Here is a 16,761-nt window from a genome sequence, read left to right as displayed (position 1 = left end):
GGCAGGGGTGGGGGTGGGGTCGGGACTCAGTTCAGCGTCACGGGGGCCTGGGCGGTGCTGTTCGCGCGGCCCTCCAGCCAGGCCTGCAGCGCGGCCAGCGCGCCGTCGGCATAACCCCAGCTGATCACGGTCGGGGCCGCGGCCACGTCGAGCGACTGGAAGGGGTTCCACAGCACCAGGTGCAGGTCCGGATGCCAGCCGGCCGCCAGGCTGCCGTAGCGCGCGCGGTGCGTCGAGGCCAGCACATTGAAGCGGCCGTCATGCGGCACCTGGGCCCAGTCCAGCGCATCGATGTCCGGCAGCGCGATGAACTCGGCATCGGCAAAGCCCTGGAACAGTGCGCGCACCTGGGCGCCGGTCGGGCCGGCCTCGGAGACGCCGTCGGTCGGCACCTTGTCCTGCACATAGATGCGCAGCGGCTGGTCCAGGCGCGGGGCGGCGGCGCCGCGCAGCGCGGTCAGGCCCTGGGCCCAGGCATGGCGCATCAGCGCATCGTCCTGCTCGCGGCGCTCGGCCGGGTACTCGTCCAGCAGCACCGGATAGGCCTGGGCCAGCGCGTCCAGGCGCGCGCGCGCCTGCTCGCCCTGGGCGGCGCTCAGCGTACCCTGCGCGAAGGCGGCGCGCAGCGCCTCGATCGCCTGGGCCTGCTCCTCCAGCGAGCCCTGGGCCAGGATCATGTCGGCGCCGGCGTCGATCGCCAGCACCGCGGCGCGGGCATAGCCATAGCGCTCGGCGATGGCCTTCATCATCAGCGCGTCGGTGATCACGACGCCGCGATAGCCCAGCTCCTCGCGCAGGATGCCGCCCAGCACCTTCTTCGACAGGGTGGCCGGGTATTCGGGATCGATCTGCGGATAGACGATGTGCGCGGTCATCACCGAGGGCGCCGCGTCGCGCAGCGCGCGGAAGGGGATCAGCTCCAGCGCGTCCAGCTCGGCGCGGCTCTTGTCCACCGTCGGCAGGGCCAGGTGCGAGTCCACATGGGTGTCGCCATGGCCGGGGAAATGCTTGATGCAGCAGGCCACGCCCTCGGCCAGCGAGCCACGCATCCAGGCCCCGGCGAAGCGGGTCACGGCCTCGGCGCTCTCGGAGAAGCTGCGCTCGGCGATCACCGGGTTGGCCGGGTTGTTGTTGATGTCGGTGACCGGCGCGAAATTCCAGTTGATGCCGATCGAGCGCAGGCCGCGCGCCACCGCGGCGCCGACCGCCTCGGCCAGCGCGGTATCGCCGGCGGCGCCCAGCGCCATCGCCGAGGGAGGCTGCGGCAGGAAGGTGGCGCGCACCACCGAACCGCCCTCCTGGTCCAGGCCGATCAGCGCGTTCGGGCCCATCACATCGCGCAGGTCGCGCGTCAGCTGGCGCACCTCGGCCTCGGTGCCGAGGTTCTTGCGGAACAGGCAGACCGCGCGGATCTGCTGGGCGCGCAGGAAGTCGGCGGTGGCGGCATCCAGCGAAGTGCCCTGGATGTCGACCATCACCAGATGGCCGGGATGGAATGGCGTATGGCTGCTCATGAGGTGTCCTGTGGCGCCGGCGCGCCCAGGATCAACCGGGGCGAGCGCCGCGCTTCGCGAAGCTGGTGGGTGGGGTGATGGCGATCAGTGCGTCTTGGTGACCTTGGCCAGATGGCGCGGCTGGTCGGGGTTCAGACCGCGCGCGCGCGCCAGGGCCTCGACCATCGGGTAGAAGCTCTGCACCGCGGCGATCGGATCCAGGTCCTCGTTGCCGGTGGTGGCCAGTTCCAGCTCGGCGCCCGGCGTGCCCTTGGGCGCGGCCAGCAGCACGCGCGCACCGCGGCCGCGCATCTCCTCGGCCAGCGCGATCAGGCCGGCCTGGGCCGGGCCGCGCGGCGCGAACACCAGCAGCGGGTAGCCCTCCTCGACCAGCGCCATCGGGCCATGCTTGACCTCGGCGCCGGAGAAGGCCTCGGCCTGGATGCCGCAGGTCTCCTTGAACTTCAGCGCCGCCTCCATCGCGATCGCCAGGCCGGTGCCGCGGCCGATCACGAACAGCTTGTCGGCATCCTTCAGCGCCTCGACGGCGGCGTCCCAGCGCAGCTGCGCGGCGACTTCCAGCGCCTGCGGCAGGGTCTGCAGCGCGGCGGACAGGTCCTCGTCGTCCTGCCAGGCGGCGACCACGCGGGCGCCGGCCACCAGCTGGGCGATGTAGCTCTTGGTCGCGGCGACGCTCTGCTCCGGGCCGGCGTGCAGCGCGAACACATGCTGGGCGGCGGCGGCCAGCGGCGAGCCGGCGGCGTTGACGAAGGCGACGGTGCGCGCGCCCTGGCTGCTGAAGTATTCGGTCGGCGCCACCAGGTCCGGGCTCTGGCCGGATTGCGAGAAGGCCAGCGAGACCAGGCCCTTGCTCTCGATCTTGCTCTGGTAGAGCGTGATCAGCGACATCGGCAGCGAGGTGACCAGGCGGCCCAGGCGCGCCATCACCAGGTAGGCCATGTAATGCGCCGCATGGTCGGAGCTGCCGCGCGCGATCGTCAGCAGGCCGCTGGGCGGCTGGGCGCGCAGCGCCTCGCCGAGGGCGGCATAGGCATTCTGGTCGGCGGCCAGCTGGCGCGCCACGGCGGCGGGGGCGCTCAGCGCCTCCTCAAGCATTCGCGAGGTCAATCTCTTCTCCTTCAACGACCACGCGCTGCAACTGCAGGTCCCGGTCCATCACCACGAAATCAGCCCAGGCACCGATGGCCAGACGCCCCCGGTCTTCCAGGCCCATGTAATCCGCCGCATGGGTGGAGACGCGGCGCGAGGCCTCCTCGATCTCCAGGCCCAGGCCCACCAGGTTGCGCAGCGCCTGGTCCAGGGTCAGCGTGCTGCCGGCCAGGGTGCCGTCGGGCAGGCGCACGCCGCCCATGCATTTCTGCACCGTGTGGCGACCCAGGCGGTATTCGCCGTCCGGCATGCCGGCCGCCGCGGTGGAATCGGTGACGCAGAACAGGCAGGGGATCGCGCGCAGCGCGGTCCGGATCGCGCCCGGGTGCACATGCAGCAGGTCCGGGATGATCTCGGCATAGCGCGCATGCGCCAGCGCCGCGCCGACCATGCCGGGCTCGCGGTGGTGCAGGCCCGTCATCGCGTTGAACAGATGGGTGAAGCCGCCGGCGCCATGCTCCAGCGCGGCGACGCCGTCCTCGTAGGTGCCCAGCGTGTGGCCGATCTGCACCTGAAAGCCCGCCGCGCGCAGGGTCGTGATCAGCTCCAGATTGCCGGGCAGCTCGGGCGCCAGGGTGATCAGGCGGATCGGCGCCAGCGCATGCAGGGCGCGGATCTCGTCCAGCTGGGCCGGTTTGGCGAAGTCGGGCTGGGCACCCAGCTTGCCAGGGTTGATGTAGGGGCCTTCGAGGTGCACGCCCAGCACGCGCGCGCCCTGCGGGTCGCGCTCGCGGCACAGCGGGCCCAGGGCGGCCATCGCCTGGCGGATCTCGTCCATCGGCGCGGTCATCGTCGTGGCCAGCAGCGCGGTGGTGCCATGGCGCGCATGCATGCGGGCGATCGCCAGCGCGGCGTCGCCGCCCTCCATCGTGTCGCGACCGGCACCGCCGTGCACATGCACGTCGATGAAGCCGGGCAGGATCAGCGGCAGGACATCGCGGCCGTTGCGGACCTCGGATTCCGGAACCGGTTCACCCTTGATGCGGACGATGCGTCCCCCCTGCTGTTCCAGCACGCCGCGCACGAAACCCTGCGGCGTCAGGACATAGCCCTCGATTTGCTCAACCACAACCAACGTCATCCCTGTCCCGTGTTCGGCCCGTCTAGCCCTCGCGCCGCATCTCGGCGACGAAGTCGTAGTAGTCGCTGCGGCAATACGAATGGGTCAGCTCGACGGCCTGACCCGACTCCAGAAAACCCACCCGCGTGATGAACAGCACCGCCTGGCCCACCGGCACCTCCAGCAGGGAGGCCAGCTTGGGCTCGGCATTGATCGCGCGGATATGCTGCAGCGCGCGCACCGGCGCGCCGCCCTGCTTGGCGAGGTGGGCATACAGCGAGGAGTCCACCGCCTGCGGATCCGGCAGCACCGCCTCGGGCAGCACGCTGACCTCGTAGGCCATCACCACCGCATCGGCCAGGCGCAGGCGCTCCAGCCGCGCGACGCGCGCGCCGGTGGTCAGGCCCAGGCTCAGCTGCTCATCCGGCGCGGCCAGGCTGAAGCCGCGCGTCAGCCATTTCGAGCCGGGCTTGAAGCCGCGCTGATGCAGCTCCTCCGAGAAGCTGGTCAGGCGCGACAGCGGCTGCTCCAGCTTCGGCGCGATGTAGTTGCCCGAACCGCGCTTGCGGATGATCAGGCCCTGCTCCACCAGCCGGTCGATCGCCTTGCGCGCTGTGACGCGCGACAGATCCAGCGCCTCCGACAGCACGCGCTCCGAGGGCAAGGCCTCGTCGGCATGGTAGTGGCCGTCGCGGATCGCCTGGGCCAGCTTGTGGGCCAGTTGCATGTACAGCGGCGACGCCGCCTGGGCGTCGGGCTTGAATTGGAAAGGCAGCTTGGTGGAGGCAGCGGTAGCGGTCATCAGAGTCCCATCTCGGTGAGTGCGCGGCCGATCATCAGCAGCGCGCCGTCCGCCGAATCGCCTTGCGGCTCGACGCAACGGGCTCGAATGGTGCCTGAGAAATGTCCCGCCAGCCGGCGCGCGACGCTGCCGCACAGCGCCAGCGGCAGGCGGCCCGACGGGTCCAGCGCGTGGGCCAGCTTCTCCAGCTCGGCCGCCGCCTCGTCGACGAAGCCCTGGGCCACCGCGTCCTGCGCGGCCACCTCGAACACCAGCGGCGCCAGGCCCGCATAGGCATGCTGGCCGGCCGTTGCAACCCAGGCCGCCAGCTGGTCGCGCTCGGGGCCGGTCTCGGCCCAGACCGCACGGGCCAGCGCGCCGGCCGCGACGCGGCCGTCCATCGCCTGCTGGGCATGGCGCATCGCCTTGATGCCCAGCCAGGCGCCGCTGCCCTCGTCACCGGTAACCCAGCCCCAGCCGCTGACCAGCACGCGGCCGCCGTCCTCGCGCAGCGCCTCGCCGACCGCGCCGGTGCCCGAGGCCACCACCGCGCCGGGTTTGCCGCCATGGGCGCCCAGCACGGTCGTGAAGCCGTCGTTGTCCAGCAGCACCTGGGCATAGCCGGGCTGCAGATTCAGGAAGGCCTGCGCCTGCTCGACGATGGTGGCGCCCGACAGGCCCAGACCGATCGCGCATTCCGACAGGTCCAGCGCCTCCAGGCCGGCCTGCGAGCAGGCCGCCACGCAGGCCTGCTGCACATGGCGCCAGGCCTGCTCGACGCCCTGACCGAGCGCCGAGGGGCCGGCCTCGCCGACGCCGAGCGGGCGCCCCTGGCGGTCCGACAGGCGCAGGCGCGTGCCGGTGCCGCCCCCGTCCACACCGATCAGGAAACGGATGGATTTGTTGGCAGAATGCGAAGGCGCAGCAGCGCGGGCAGAGACCGTACTCATATTTAATACCAGTCTAGTACCAGAAACGCGCAAGCGTCAATTGGTATTCAACGGTATGACGATGAGACGGCGCGTAAAGACGGCGTTCTGGTCTGCTTTCCGGGTTAATACCAATAAGGCACCAGCCGGCGCCTCAATCCCCGCCGAGAGCCCAGTCGATCGGCCGGCCCCGCTCGGCCAGCCAGGCGGCGGCGCGCGAGAAATGGCCGCAGCCGATGAAGGGCAGCGGCGGCCTTGTCGCCGAAAGCGGTGACGGATGGTTCGCCTGCAGCAACAGATGGCCGGTGCCGGCGGCCTCGATCAGCGCCTGCTTGGCCTGCGCATGCGCGCCCCACAGCATGAAGACCTTGGGCGCCGGATCGGCCGCGGCGCGCGCGATCAGCGCGTCGGTCAGCGCTTCCCAGCCGCCGCCCTTCTGGAACTTGGCATGGCTGGCCGGCGCGCCGTCCTCGACCGTCAGGCTGGTGTTCAGCAGCAGCACGCCGCGCCGCGCCCAGGCGCCCAGATGGCCGTTGGCCGGCGGTGTCTGGCCCAGGTCGCGCTGCAGCTCCTTGAAGATATTGCGCAGGCTGGGCGGCAGCTTCTTCAGGCTCGGCGGCACCGAGAAGGCCAGCCCCTCGGCCTGGCCCGGACCATGGTAGGGATCCTGGCCCAGGATCACGACCTTGACCGCGGCTAGCGGCGTCAGCGCCAGCGCGCGATAGGGCTCGGGCGGATAGACCAGCGCACCGGCCGCGCGGCGCTGGGCCACGAAGGCCTCGAGGGCCTGCCCCGCGGGCGTGGCGCGCCAGCCCTCGACGACATCCTGCCAAGCACTCATGCGGAGAACAGCGCCGCCAGCGCCTGACCCGGATCGGGCGCGCGCATAAAAGCCTCGCCGACCAGGAAGGCGTGGACCTGCGCCGCGCGCATCAGCTGCACATCGGCCGGCGCCAGGATGCCGCTCTCGGTCACCAGCAGGCGGTCCGCCGGCACATGCTTCAAGAGGCCCAGGGTCGTGTCCAGGGTCACGTCGAAGGTCCGCAGATTGCGGTTGTTGATGCCGACCAGCGGCGTTTGCAGACGCAACGCGCGATCCAGCTCCTTGCCGTCATGCACCTCGACCAGCACGTCCAGGTTCAGGCTCAGCGCGCAGGCCTCCAGGTCGGCCATCTGCGCGTCGTCCAGGCAGGCGGCGATCAACAGGATGCAGTCGGCCCCCATCGCGCGCGCCTCGAAGACCTGGTACTCGTCGACCATGAAGTCCTTGCGCAGCACCGGCAACGCGACCGCGGCACGGGCCTGGCGCAGATAGTCGGCCGAACCCTGGAAGAACTGCTCGTCGGTCAGCACCGACAGGCAGGCCGCGCCATGGCGCTCGTAGCTCTGCGCGATCTCGGCCGGGCGGAAGTCGGCGCGGATCACGCCCTTGCTGGGGCTGGCTTTTTTAATCTCGGCGATCACGCCGCTGGCGCCGGAGGCGATCTTGGCGCGCAAGGCTTTTTCAAACCCACGCGTGACGCGATCACTCTCAGCGTCCGCGCGCAGGCTCGCCAGCGGCCGCTTGGTGCGCGCCGCCTTGATCTCCTCATGCTTGACCGCGACGATGCGCTTCAGGATGTCGTCCATCGTCAGGCTCCCTGGCCCAGCGCCTGCGTGGCGGCGACGAACTGGTCCAGCTTGGCGCGCGCCGCGCCGCTGGCGATCGCCTCGCGCGCCTTGGCGATGCCGGCCGCGATCGAATCGACCACATTGGCCGCGTAGAGCGTCGCGCCGGCGTTCAGCAGCACGATGTCGCGCGCCGGGCCGGGCTCGTTGGCCAGCGCGCCGAGCAGCATCACCTTGGATTCCTGCGGGCCGGCGACCTTCAGGCTGCGGTTGCTGGCCATCGCCAGACCGAAGTCCTCCGGATGGATCTCGTACTCGCGCACCTCGCCGTTCTTCAGCTCGCCGACCAGGGTGGCCGCGCCCAGCGAGATCTCGTCCATGCCGTCCTTGCCGTAGACCACCACCGCGTGCTCCGCGCCCAGGCGCTGCATCACGCGCACCTGGATGCCGACCAGGTCGGGGTGGAACACGCCCATCAGGATGTTCTTGGCGTCGGCCGGATTGGTCAGCGGGCCCAGGATGTTGAAGATGGTGCGCACGCCCAGCTCCTTGCGCACCGGGGCGATGTTCTTCATCGCCGGATGGTGATTCGGCGCGAACATGAAGCCGATGCCGGTCTGGCGGATGCTCTGCGCCACCTGGGCCGGCGTCAGCATGATGTTGGCGCCCAGGGCCTCCAGCGCGTCGGCGCTGCCGGTCTTGCTGGAGACGCTGCGGTTGCCATGCTTGGCCACCTGGGCGCCGGCCGCGGCGGCCACGAACATCGAGCAGGTGCTGATGTTGAAGGTGTGCGCGCCGTCGCCGCCGGTGCCGACCACGTCGACCAGATGCGGGCTAGGTGCCACCGGCACCTTGTTGGCCAGCTCGCGCATCACCTGGGCCGCGGCGGTGATCTCGCCGATGGTCTCCTTCTTGACGCGCAGGCCGATCAGCAGCGCCGAGGCGATCACCGGCGACATCTCGCCGCCCATGATGCGGCGCATCAGGGCCAGCATCTCGTCGTGGAATATCTCGCGGTGCTCGATGACGCGGGTCAGGGCTTCGTTGTCGGTAATGGGCATGCTGTAGCTCCTGCGAAATCCAGTCAGTAGGGACCTGCCGGGCGGCCGGCCGCGGCCGCCGGGGCGCCGGCCGTCGCGAAGAACTCGCGCACGGCGGCCACGGTGCGCGCGATGCCCGCCGCATCGACATCCAGATGCGTGACGAAGCGCAGGCCGATCAGGCCCGTGGCCAGGATGCCCTGCGCCTTCAGATGGGCCAGCAGATCGGGGCCGCGGCCGTCCGCCACGTCGACGAAGACGATATTGGTATCGACCGGGCGCACCGTCAGGCCGGCGATGCCGGCGAGGCCCTCGGCCAGGCCGGCGGCCAGCGCATGGTCCTCGCGCAGACGCTGCACATGGTGGTCCAGCGCATGGTCGGCCGCGGCCGCCAGCAGGCCGACCTGGCGCATGCCGCCGCCGACCATCTTGCGCACCCGCATCGCCCGCGCGATCAAGTCGGCCGAGCCGCACAGCATCGAGCCCACCGGCGCACCCAGGCCCTTGCTGAAGCAGACCGAGACGCTGTCGAAATAGGCGGTGATGCGTGCCAGCGCGGCGAAGACATCGCCCCCCTCGCCCGCATCCGCGACCGCCGCGTTGAACACCCGCGCCCCGTCCAGATGGCAGCTCAGGCCATGACGCCGCACCAGGGCCGTGGCCTCGGCCAGATAGTCGTGCGGCATGACCTGGCCGTTCCAGGTGTTCTCCAGGCACAGCAGGCGGCTGCGCGCAAAGTGCGGATCGTTCGGCTTGATGGCCGCCGCGATGTCGGCCAGGTCCATCCGCCCATGCGCATCCTGGCTCAGGGGCTGGGGCTGGATGCTGCCGAGCACCGCCGCACCGCCGCCCTCGTAGCGGTAGGTATGGGCCAGCTGGCCGACGATGTACTCGTCGCCGCGCTCGCAATGGGCCAGCATCGCGCAGAGATTGCTCTGCGTGCCCGAGGGCATGAACAGGGCCGCCTCCTTGCCGGTCAGCGCGGCCATGCGGGCCTGCAGGGCCAGCACGGTCGGGTCGTCGCCGAACACATCGTCGCCCACCTCGGCACGGGCCATCGCCTCGCGCATGGCCGGCGTGGGCCGGGTGACGGTGTCGCTGCGCAGATCGACAACAGGACTCATAGCACTCGCTCCAGGAAGTTCTTGAGCATCGCGTGGCCATGCTCGGACAGGATGGATTCCGGATGGAACTGCACGCCCTCCAGCGGCGTGGCCGTGCCGGCCAGTTCGCGGTGGCGCACGCCCATGATCTCGCCGTCCTCGCTGCGCGCGCTGATCTCCAGCACCTGCGGCATCGTGGCCTCCTCGATCACCAGCGAGTGGTAGCGGATCACGCTGAAGTCCTTGGGCAGGGCCTTGAACACGCCCTTGCCGTCGGTGCTGATCGTGCTGGCCTTGCCATGCATCTGGTGCTGGGCGCGCACGATCCTGCCGCCCAGCGCCGCGCCGATGCTCTGGTGCCCCAGGCAGACGCCCAGGATCGGCAGCCGGCCCTGGAAGGCGCGGATCGCCTCGACGCAGATGCCGGCCTCGGCCGGCGTGCAGGGGCCGGGCGAGAACACCAGGTGGTCGGGCTTCAGCGCGCCGATCTCGTCGACCGTGATCTCGTCGTTGCGCAGGACCTTCACGTCCGCGCCCAGCTCGCCGAAGTACTGCACCAGGTTGAAGGTGAAGCTGTCGTAGTTGTCGATCATCAGCAGCATGTCAGAACCCCTCTTCCACCAACTCAGCAGCACGGATCAAGGCACGGGCCTTGGCCTCGGTTTCCTTCCATTCCAGCTCCGGCACCGAATCGGCCACGACGCCGGCCGCCGCCTGCACATACAGGGTCTGGTCCTGCACGATGCCGGTGCGGATCGCGATCGCCAGGTCCATGTCGCCGGCGAAGCTCAGATAGCCGCAGGCGCCGCCGTAGATGCCGCGCTTGACCGGCTCCAGCTCGTCGATCAGCTCCATCGCACGGACCTTGGGCGCCCCGGTCAGGGTGCCGGCCGGGAAGGTGGCGCGCAGCACGTCGAGGCTGCTCATGCCCTCGCGCAGGGTGCCCTCGACATTGCTGACGATATGCATCACGTGTGAATAGCGCTCGACGACGAAGGCGTCGGTCACCTTGACCGAGCCGGTCTCGGCGATGCGGCCGATGTCGTTGCGCGCCAGGTCGATCAGCATCAGATGCTCGGCGCGCTCCTTCGGATCGGCCTTCAGCTCGGCCTCCAACGCCAGGTCCAGCTCCGGCGTCGCGCCGCGCGGCCGGGTGCCGGCCAGCGGGCGGATCGTGACCTTGCGGCCCGGCCCCACCTGCTCCTGGCGCACCAGGATCTCGGGCGAGGCGCCGACGATCTGGAACTCGCCCATGTCGTAGAAGTACATATAGGGGCTGGGGTTCAGCGAGCGCAGCGCGCGGTACAGGCTCAGCGGCGACTCGGTATAGCGCTTGCTCAGGCGCTGGCCCACCTGCACCTGCATCAGGTCGCCGGCCGCGATGTACTCCTTGGCCTTCAGCACCGCGTCCAGGTAGTCGGCCTTGGCGAACTCGCGGTGCACCGGATGGGCCTGGCCGCGCTTCACCTGCGGCGCGCTGACCGAGTAGCTGAGCTTGTCGCGCAGCTCGGTCAGGCGCTTCTTGCCGCGGAAATAGGCCTCGGGCTGGGTCGGGTCGGCATAGACGATCAGGTAGAGCCGGCCCGACAGGTTGTCGATCACCGCCAGCTCCTCGCATTGCAGCAGCATCAGATCGGGCGTGTCCAGGCCGCCGCTCTTCTCGGTCTTGGCCAGGCGCGGCTCGATGTAGCGCACCGCGTCGTAGCCGAAGTAGCCGGCCAGGCCGCCGCAGAAACGCGGCATGCCGGGGCGCAGCGCGACCTTGAAGCGCTGCTGGTAGGCCGCGATGAAGTCGAGCGGGTTGCCCTCATGCGTCTCGACCACCGCGCCGTCGCGCTGCACCTCGGTGACGAAGCCGCGGCTCTTCAGCACGGTGCGGGCCGGCAGGCCGATGAAGGAATAGCGGCCGAAGCGCTCGCCGCCGACCACCGATTCCAGCAGGAAGCTGTGGCGCCCCTGGCCGGAGGCGGCGCAGAGCTTCAGGTAGAGCGAGAGCGGGGTCTCGAGATCGGCAAACGCCTCGCTGATCAGCGGGATGCGGTTGTAGCCCTGGGCGGCCAGGCTTTGGAATTCCAGTTCGGTGATCACGTCGTCAAACCTTTGAAACGTGGCGCCGCGCGGACGCGCGCACGCCGGATGTCAGGTCGCTTGACTGCGGCCATCCCTCGGGGGATCGATCAACGGTCGGATTGTGAGGCCCCTCGGACGAGGAGTCCGGGGCGGCAGGCAAGGTCAAGCGGCTTCAGAGAGCGAAGTCGTGCGGGCGACGCCAGGGCCAGGCTCCCCGGTCATTCGACCCCTTGATGTGCTTGCGCGTGATGAACATGATGCGGCGCAGTGTAGCAGCCCGGCCGCAAAGTCCGCGTTCAGGGTTTGTGCGTGACGCAGCGCACGGACAGTCGTGCGCTGTTCGCGCCATACTCGCGGCCAGCCCCGGCCCACCGGGCAAGCATCCATCCATGGAGCGAGACATGCGTGTCCTCATCATCACGGCCCTGCTGGCCGGCTGCCTGGCCGGGCCCGCCCTGGCCCAGCCGGTGGACGTGGCCGGCGTCAAGTACGAACCGACCGCCGACGTCGCGGGCCAGAAGCTGCAGCTCAACGGCGCCGGCATCCGCTACAAGGCCATCTTCAAGGTCTACACCGCCGGCCTGTACCTGAACGCCAAGGCCGGCACGCCCGAGGCGGTGCTGGCCAACACCGGCCCGAAGCGCCTGCATATCCAGATGCTGCGCGACATCGACGGCAACGAGCTCGGCAAGCTGTTCACCAAGGGCATGGAGGAGAACGCGACGCGCGAGGAGTTCGCGCGCGCGATCACCGGCGTGCTGCGCATCGCCGAGATCTTCGCCGCCAAGAAGAAGCTCTCGACCGGCGAGCATTTCAGCGTCGAGTGGATCCCCGGCACCGGCACCGTGGTCTATGTCAACGGCGCCCGCGTCGCCGGCGAGCCGATCAAGGAAGCGGAATTCTTCAGCGTGCTGCTGAAGATCTGGCTGGGCAAGGCCCCGGCCGACGCGCTCCTGAAGGACGCCCTGCTGGGCATCCAGCGCAGCAGCGGCCGTCAGGGCAACTGAAGCAGGTCCAGCCGGTCCAGGTGCTGCAGGGCCGGCACCGCATCGATCGGCTCGCCATGGTTGTAGCCATGGCGCAGCAGCACCACCGGGCAGCCGGCCGCATGCGCGGCCTGCGCGTCGTTGCTGCTGTCGCCGATCATCCAGGTGGCGCCGGGCGGCGTGCCCAGCGCCTCGCAGGTTTTCAGCAGCGGCAGCGGATCGGGCTTCTTGCGCGCGAAGTCGTCGCCGCCGAACACCTGATCGAAATAACCCGCCAGGTCCTTGCTGGCCAGCAGGCCGCGCGCGAAGGCGGCCGGCTTGTTGGTCAGGCAGGCCATCGGCAGGCCCAGCGCGCGCAGCCGCTCCAGCCCCTCGCGCGTGCCGGGGAACAGGTCCGAGAACTGGCCGTTGAGCCGCTCGTAATGATGCTGGTAGCGCGCCCAGGCCTGCTCGTACAGCGCCGGCGCGGCGCCGACCTCGGCCAGGGTCGAGCGGATCAGATGCTCGCTGCCGCGCCCGACGGTCCGCTCGACGAAGTCGCGCGCCACCGCCGGCAGCGCCAGCTCGGCCAGCACCTCGTTCAGCACCGCGACGAAGTCGCCCAGGGTGTCGACCAGGGTGCCGTCGAGATCGACGATGAAGGCCTGCGGCGGGAGCGGGTGCGACGACATGGGATTCACGGCTTGGGAGGAAAGAGTTGGGAATTGCGCGCGGCATCGTAGCCTGCGCGCGCTCGCGGGGCGCTAACGAGGCGGGTCGTCCTCGGCCGCCGGCCCCTCGCGCAGCTGGCCCAGCACCCATTGGGCGCGGTCGGTGCAGGGCAGCTCCTCGGGGCGGTGCCTGACGCTCTCGATCGCCACCAGCAGCTGCGCCCGGTTCTGCGTCAGGCGCTGCTGCAGCGCGTCGATCTCGGCCAGCTTGCGCTCCAGGCTGGCCAGCAGTTCCGCATGCTGCCATTGGCTCTGCGCGTCGGGCAGCAGGCTGCGGATCTCGTCCAGCGAGAAGCCGGCGCCCTGGGCGCTGGTGATGATCTCCAGGGTCCACAGCGCCTGCGGGCCGTAGACGCGGTAGCCGTTCTCCCGGCGCTCGACGCCGCGGATCAGCCCGCTCGACTCGTAGAAGCGGATGCGCGAGGGGCTCAGGCCGCTGCGCCTGGCCAGTTCACCGATCTTCATGCCCGACTCCGGAAAGGCTTGACCTTAAAGTTAGCTTCAATCTTAGAGTGCAGCCATCGTCAAGCGAGGTCCGCTCATCATGAAGACAACGGTATTTGCGCCGCTCCGGCTCCCCAACGGCTCCAGCCTCCCGAACCGCATCGCCAAGGCCGCTATGGAGGAGAACATGGCCGATGCGGACCAGGCCCCGTCCGAGGCCCTGATGCGCCTGTACCAGGCCTGGGCCGAGGGCGGCACCGGCCTGCTGATCACCGGCAATGTGATGGTCGACGGCCGGGCCATGACCGGGCCGGGCGGCGTCGTGCTGGAGGACGAGGCCCAACTGGACAAGTTCCGGCGGTGGCGCTGGACCTGGACGCCATGTCCAGGCATTTCAGCCCGCCGCAGGCCATGACCGAGGCGGTGATCGCCGAGGTGATCCGCCGCTTCGCCAGGACGGCGCAGCTGGCCGAGCAGGCCGGCTTCAGCGGCGTCGAGATCCATGCGGCGCATGGCTATCTGCTGAGCCAGTTCCTCTCGCCGCTGAGCAACCGGCGCAGCGATGCCTGGGGCGGCTCGCTGGAGAACCGCGCGCGGCTGCTGCTGGAGGTGGTGACGGCGGTGCGCGCCGCCGTGTCGCCGGGCTTCGCGGTCGCGGTCAAGCTGAACTCGGCCGATTTCCAGCGCGGCGGCTTCAGCGCCGACGAGGCGCGCCGGGTCGTGCAGATGCTGAACCTGCTGGAGGTCGACCTGGTCGAGCTGTCGGGCGGCAGCTACGAGGCGCCGGCGATGCAGGGCGAGGCCCGCGACGGCCGCACGCTCGCGCGCGAGGCCTATTTCGTCGAGTTCGCGCGCGACATCCGCGCCATCGCACGAATGCCGGTGATGGTGACCGGCGGCGTGCGCCGCCTGGCCGTCGCCGAGCGGGTTGTCTCCAGCGGCGTGGACATGGTGGGCATCGGCACCGCGCTGGCGCTCGCGCCCGATCTGCCGCGCCGCTGGCAGGACGGCCAGGACAGCGCGCCGGCGCTGCGCCCGATCCGCTGGAAGAACAAGGCGCTGGCCTCGCTGGCCACTATGGCAGCGGTGAAGTTCCAGCTGAACCGGCTCGCCCGCGGCCGGCGCCCCGCGCCCGGCGTCTCGCCGCTGCGCGCGCTGATCCAGCAGCAGCTCGCCAATGCCTGCCGCAGCCGCCGCTACCAGCGCTGGGCCGCGCGCCATACCGACGCTCAGGGCGCGAGCGGCAGATAGATATCGGTCAAGAGCTCGGCCGGCGCGGTCATGCGCGGATGGTTCAGGTATTCCTCGAACACCGGCGCATCGGCCGCCTCGCGCCCGGACTGCACCAGCCAATGGCCGTACAGCCATTGGTAGGCCGCGCGCATCGTCGCGTAGGGGCCGCGGTGCCGCAGCACCGCGCATTCGCAATCGCCGAGCTCCCAGCGCTGCAGCGGCGGCGGCGGCTCCGCATCCGCCGGCACCACCAGCCCGGCGCGCGAGGCCAGCTGTGCCTCCGGCACCGCCGCCGGGTCGTCCAGATAAACCGCCAGCCAGCGGCTGTCGGGCCGCGCCAGGCCGACCGCGGCGAGCTTCGCATAGGCCAGCTCGAAGGCCTTGCCGACGCCCATATAGGAGCCGCGATGCGGCAGGCCCGCCAGCACCAGCGCCGGCACCCGGCGCAGCTCGACCTGGTAGCCGGCCTCCAGCGGCGCGCTGCCACCGGAGCGGAAGGCCACATGGCTGCCGCGCGCGCGGTACTCGCTCGGGCCGCAGCCGAAGGCGCCGCGGAAGGCCCGGGTGAAGGACTGCGCGTTCGGATAGCCGCAGCGCCGGGCGATTTCCGCCACCGCCAGCCCGGTGTTGGCCAGATAGGCCGAGCCGCGCTGCAGGCGCAGCCGGCGCAGGGTCTGCGCGATCGTCTCGCCCTGCAGCGCGTGGTAGACGCGGTGCCAGTGGTAGGGCGAGAGATGCGCCACCTCGGCCAGCCGCTCCAGGCTGATCTCCTCGGCCAGATGGTCGTGCAGATAGGCCATGACCCGGCCGATGCGTTCCAGATAGTCGCAACGCTGGCGCGGCAGGATCGTCATGCGGCGGCGGCCCCCGGCTCGATGCCGATGCAGATCTCGATCGCGCCATCGGCGCGGTAGCGCTCATAGTCGGCCACATAGGTCTTGCGCAGCTCCCGGCGCTGCCAGATCTCCTGCCAGGCCGGCCCGACCAGATCGAAGCGCCCGGCCTCGACCGGGAACACCGCGCGCGCCGAGGCCGGCGCGACGACGCGCGTCAGCCCGGCCGGCACCTCGGCCCCGGCCGGCATCGCCGCGCCGATCACCAGCGAATACAGGCCCTCGTTGTTGCGCCCGGCATGCTCGAAATGGGTATAGACCGCATAGACCTCCTCGCCGATCCGGCCGGCCAGCCGCTGCAGCACCGCCTCTTCGGTGAAGCGCCGCCAATGGGCCGGGATGGTGCTGAAGGCCTGCTGGTTCGAGGTGCGCAGCTCCAGGCCGATCACATGCAGGGCCTGGGTCTGTTGCTCGGTCGTCATCTTGCTCGTCGTCATCGCGAATGCTCCCTGGAAAGGTGGGGTTGAACAGGAGCCTTCAGCCTAACCAGCGCGAGCGTACATTTCTTGCGCACTTGCCGCCGCAAGACTACTGCGCGCCGCCGCCATGCGCGGCGTCCAGCAGCGCCAGCAGCTCCAGGAAGGTGGCGGCCTGGCGCGGCTCGAACACCGACAGCAGCGCCGCGCCGGAGCGCGCGCAGCGCTTCTCGGCACGCGCCAGCAGTTGCCGGCCCGCGCGCGTCAGCGCCAGCAGGGTGCGGCGGCGGTCGCCGGCGTCGGCCATCGCCTCGACCAAGCCGCGCTCGCGCAGCAGCCGCACCACCAGCGAGATGGTCGCGCGGTCCAGCGCGATCAGCCGGCCCAGCTCGTTCTGCCCCAGCGGCGCGCCCTGGCGCAGCGCGACGAGCGCGCCGTATTGCGCCGGCGTCAGGTCGAGACCGGCGCAGGCCTCGGCGAACGCCGCACCGGCGATCTGGTGGGCGCGCCGGATCAGAAATTCGGGGCTGCTATACAGCGCTTCCAGGGCATCGTTCATTGACATGGTGCAAGTGCTCGCGACGCCACGGCCGTAGGCCGCACATATCGCGCCGGCATCATAGCCACGGCACCACGGCCGGCGTCAATCTCACCCGCGCGCCAGGAATGGGCCGCGTCTCGCACGAACCCGTCGTCGCCTAGCGCTAACACCGATCGTTCGCTATCAAACCTTATTGCAAGATCATTTGACTAGGCTCATCGCCGGCCCTGCCGCAGCTCAAGCGGCCGGACGATGATTCGCAAAACGCCCCGAGGAGGAACGCA

General features: G+C 70.3%; 17 protein-coding genes and 1 pseudogene. 2 read left to right on the top strand and 16 right to left on the bottom strand.

Annotation, left to right across the window (positions count from 1 at the left end; translation table 11 throughout):
* Positions 1 to 26: 26 nt before the first annotated feature.
* The 11 genes from nagZ to trpE all read right to left on the bottom strand — a co-directional run bounded on the left by nagZ (position 27) and on the right by trpE (position 11,272).
* On the bottom strand, positions 27 to 1,514 hold the full coding sequence (gene nagZ, locus G8A07_RS03765) for a beta-N-acetylhexosaminidase (RefSeq protein WP_249937213.1): 1,488 nt from the start codon (positions 1,512 to 1,514) through the stop codon (positions 27 to 29).
* A gap of 84 nt (positions 1,515 to 1,598) precedes the next feature.
* A complete protein-coding gene (locus G8A07_RS03760; RefSeq protein WP_249937212.1) occupies positions 1,599 to 2,621 on the bottom strand; it encodes an SIS domain-containing protein in 1,023 nt (340 codons plus the stop codon).
* A complete protein-coding gene (nagA, locus tag G8A07_RS03755) occupies positions 2,602 to 3,732 on the bottom strand; it encodes an N-acetylglucosamine-6-phosphate deacetylase (RefSeq protein WP_213086229.1) in 1,131 nt (376 codons plus the stop codon). Before nagA ends, G8A07_RS03760 begins: the two co-directional genes overlap by 20 nt.
* A gap of 34 nt (positions 3,733 to 3,766) precedes the next feature.
* The gene (locus G8A07_RS03750) at positions 3,767 to 4,525 is read right to left on the bottom strand and encodes a GntR family transcriptional regulator (protein WP_195795779.1); all 759 of its coding nucleotides are present in this window, start codon (positions 4,523 to 4,525) and stop codon (positions 3,767 to 3,769) included.
* The gene (locus tag G8A07_RS03745; protein WP_195795778.1) at positions 4,525 to 5,454 is read right to left on the bottom strand and encodes a BadF/BadG/BcrA/BcrD ATPase family protein; all 930 of its coding nucleotides are present in this window, start codon (positions 5,452 to 5,454) and stop codon (positions 4,525 to 4,527) included. The genes G8A07_RS03750 and G8A07_RS03745 overlap by 1 nt, the downstream gene beginning before the upstream one ends.
* Positions 5,455 to 5,587: 133 nt before the next feature.
* Positions 5,588 to 6,274, bottom strand: a complete 687-nt coding sequence (locus tag G8A07_RS03740; RefSeq protein ID WP_195795777.1) for a uracil-DNA glycosylase — start codon at positions 6,272 to 6,274, stop codon at positions 5,588 to 5,590.
* Complete coding sequence (trpC, locus tag G8A07_RS03735; protein WP_195795776.1) at positions 6,271 to 7,062, bottom strand: indole-3-glycerol phosphate synthase TrpC; 792 nt, start codon at positions 7,060 to 7,062, stop codon at positions 6,271 to 6,273. Before trpC ends, G8A07_RS03740 begins: the two co-directional genes overlap by 4 nt.
* Positions 7,063 to 7,064: 2 nt before the next feature.
* Positions 7,065 to 8,102: an anthranilate phosphoribosyltransferase gene (trpD, locus tag G8A07_RS03730; RefSeq protein WP_195795775.1), complete on the bottom strand. Its 1,038-nt coding sequence runs from the start codon at positions 8,100 to 8,102 to the stop codon at positions 7,065 to 7,067.
* 23 nt (positions 8,103 to 8,125) lie between these two features.
* On the bottom strand, positions 8,126 to 9,205 hold the full coding sequence (gene ltaE / locus G8A07_RS03725) for a low-specificity L-threonine aldolase (RefSeq protein WP_195795774.1): 1,080 nt from the start codon (positions 9,203 to 9,205) through the stop codon (positions 8,126 to 8,128).
* On the bottom strand, positions 9,202 to 9,786 hold the full coding sequence (locus tag G8A07_RS03720; protein WP_195795773.1) for an aminodeoxychorismate/anthranilate synthase component II: 585 nt from the start codon (positions 9,784 to 9,786) through the stop codon (positions 9,202 to 9,204). The genes ltaE and G8A07_RS03720 overlap by 4 nt, the downstream gene beginning before the upstream one ends.
* Before the next feature lies 1 nt (position 9,787).
* Positions 9,788 to 11,272, bottom strand: coding sequence for an anthranilate synthase component I (gene trpE / locus G8A07_RS03715; RefSeq protein WP_195795772.1), 1,485 nt, complete (start codon positions 11,270 to 11,272; stop codon positions 9,788 to 9,790).
* Positions 11,273 to 11,655: 383 nt separating this feature from the next.
* Between trpE and G8A07_RS03710 the strand changes: the two genes are divergently transcribed.
* Positions 11,656 to 12,261 (top strand): chalcone isomerase family protein, encoded by a 606-nt coding sequence (locus G8A07_RS03710; protein WP_195795771.1) that lies wholly within the window; start codon positions 11,656 to 11,658, stop codon positions 12,259 to 12,261.
* Here the strand turns inward: G8A07_RS03710 and gph are convergent.
* Together gph and G8A07_RS03700 are read right to left on the bottom strand one after the other, a co-directional pair.
* Positions 12,249 to 12,911 (bottom strand): phosphoglycolate phosphatase, encoded by a 663-nt coding sequence (gene gph / locus G8A07_RS03705; protein ID WP_195795770.1) that lies wholly within the window; start codon positions 12,909 to 12,911, stop codon positions 12,249 to 12,251. The genes G8A07_RS03710 and gph overlap by 13 nt on opposite strands.
* Positions 12,912 to 12,983: 72 nt before the next feature.
* Positions 12,984 to 13,415, bottom strand: coding sequence for a MerR family transcriptional regulator (locus G8A07_RS03700; RefSeq protein WP_195795769.1), 432 nt, complete (start codon positions 13,413 to 13,415; stop codon positions 12,984 to 12,986).
* Between the two features lie 79 nt (positions 13,416 to 13,494).
* On the opposite strand from G8A07_RS03700, the pseudogene G8A07_RS03695 reads away from it, so the two are divergent.
* A pseudogene (locus G8A07_RS03695) lies at positions 13,495 to 14,645 on the top strand (NADH:flavin oxidoreductase/NADH oxidase family protein).
* Here the strand turns inward: G8A07_RS03695 and G8A07_RS03690 are convergent.
* From G8A07_RS03690 to G8A07_RS03680, 3 genes are all read right to left on the bottom strand, one after another.
* Entirely contained in the window at positions 14,624 to 15,481 is an 858-nt protein-coding gene (locus tag G8A07_RS03690; RefSeq protein ID WP_195795768.1) for a GyrI-like domain-containing protein, read from the bottom strand. The pseudogene G8A07_RS03695 and the gene G8A07_RS03690 sit on opposite strands and share 22 nt — an antisense overlap.
* Entirely contained in the window at positions 15,478 to 15,957 is a 480-nt protein-coding gene (locus G8A07_RS03685; protein ID WP_195795767.1) for a GyrI-like domain-containing protein, read from the bottom strand. The genes G8A07_RS03690 and G8A07_RS03685 overlap by 4 nt, the downstream gene beginning before the upstream one ends.
* A 91-nt stretch (positions 15,958 to 16,048) precedes the next feature.
* Positions 16,049 to 16,501 carry a MarR family winged helix-turn-helix transcriptional regulator gene (locus G8A07_RS03680; RefSeq protein WP_195795766.1) on the bottom strand — a complete coding sequence of 151 codons (453 nt, stop codon included), beginning with the start codon at positions 16,499 to 16,501 and terminating at the stop codon, positions 16,049 to 16,051.
* Positions 16,502 to 16,761: the final 260 nt, after the last annotated feature.

The sequence above is a fragment of the Roseateles sp. DAIF2 genome (genome assembly GCF_015624425.1).
GTDB lineage: Bacteria > Pseudomonadota > Gammaproteobacteria > Burkholderiales > Burkholderiaceae_C > Kinneretia.
Note: the sequence above shows the minus strand (reverse complement) of the source record. Positions and strands in the feature narration are given on the sequence as shown.

Coding starts and splice junctions, on each gene's coding strand:
- G8A07_RS03740 (WP_195795777.1), bottom strand. CDS start 6,274: ATGAGTGCTTGGCAGGATGTCGTCGAGGGCTGGCGCGCCACGCCCGCG.
- G8A07_RS03685 (WP_195795767.1), bottom strand. CDS start 15,957: ATGACGACGAGCAAGATGACGACCGAGCAACAGACCCAGGCCCTGCAT.
- G8A07_RS03690 (WP_195795768.1), bottom strand. CDS start 15,481: ATGACGATCCTGCCGCGCCAGCGTTGCGACTATCTGGAACGCATCGGC.
- gph (WP_195795770.1), bottom strand. CDS start 12,911: ATGTCGTCGCACCCGCTCCCGCCGCAGGCCTTCATCGTCGATCTCGAC.
- nagZ (WP_249937213.1), bottom strand. CDS start 1,514: ATGAGCAGCCATACGCCATTCCATCCCGGCCATCTGGTGATGGTCGAC.
- trpD (WP_195795775.1), bottom strand. CDS start 8,102: ATGCCCATTACCGACAACGAAGCCCTGACCCGCGTCATCGAGCACCGC.
- G8A07_RS03750 (WP_195795779.1), bottom strand. CDS start 4,525: ATGACCGCTACCGCTGCCTCCACCAAGCTGCCTTTCCAATTCAAGCCC.
- G8A07_RS03720 (WP_195795773.1), bottom strand. CDS start 9,786: ATGCTGCTGATGATCGACAACTACGACAGCTTCACCTTCAACCTGGTG.
- G8A07_RS03710 (WP_195795771.1), top strand. CDS start 11,656: ATGCGTGTCCTCATCATCACGGCCCTGCTGGCCGGCTGCCTGGCCGGG.
- trpC (WP_195795776.1), bottom strand. CDS start 7,062: ATGGACGACATCCTGAAGCGCATCGTCGCGGTCAAGCATGAGGAGATC.
- G8A07_RS03700 (WP_195795769.1), bottom strand. CDS start 13,415: ATGAAGATCGGTGAACTGGCCAGGCGCAGCGGCCTGAGCCCCTCGCGC.
- ltaE (WP_195795774.1), bottom strand. CDS start 9,205: ATGAGTCCTGTTGTCGATCTGCGCAGCGACACCGTCACCCGGCCCACG.
- G8A07_RS03745 (WP_195795778.1), bottom strand. CDS start 5,454: ATGAGTACGGTCTCTGCCCGCGCTGCTGCGCCTTCGCATTCTGCCAAC.
- G8A07_RS03680 (WP_195795766.1), bottom strand. CDS start 16,501: ATGTCAATGAACGATGCCCTGGAAGCGCTGTATAGCAGCCCCGAATTT.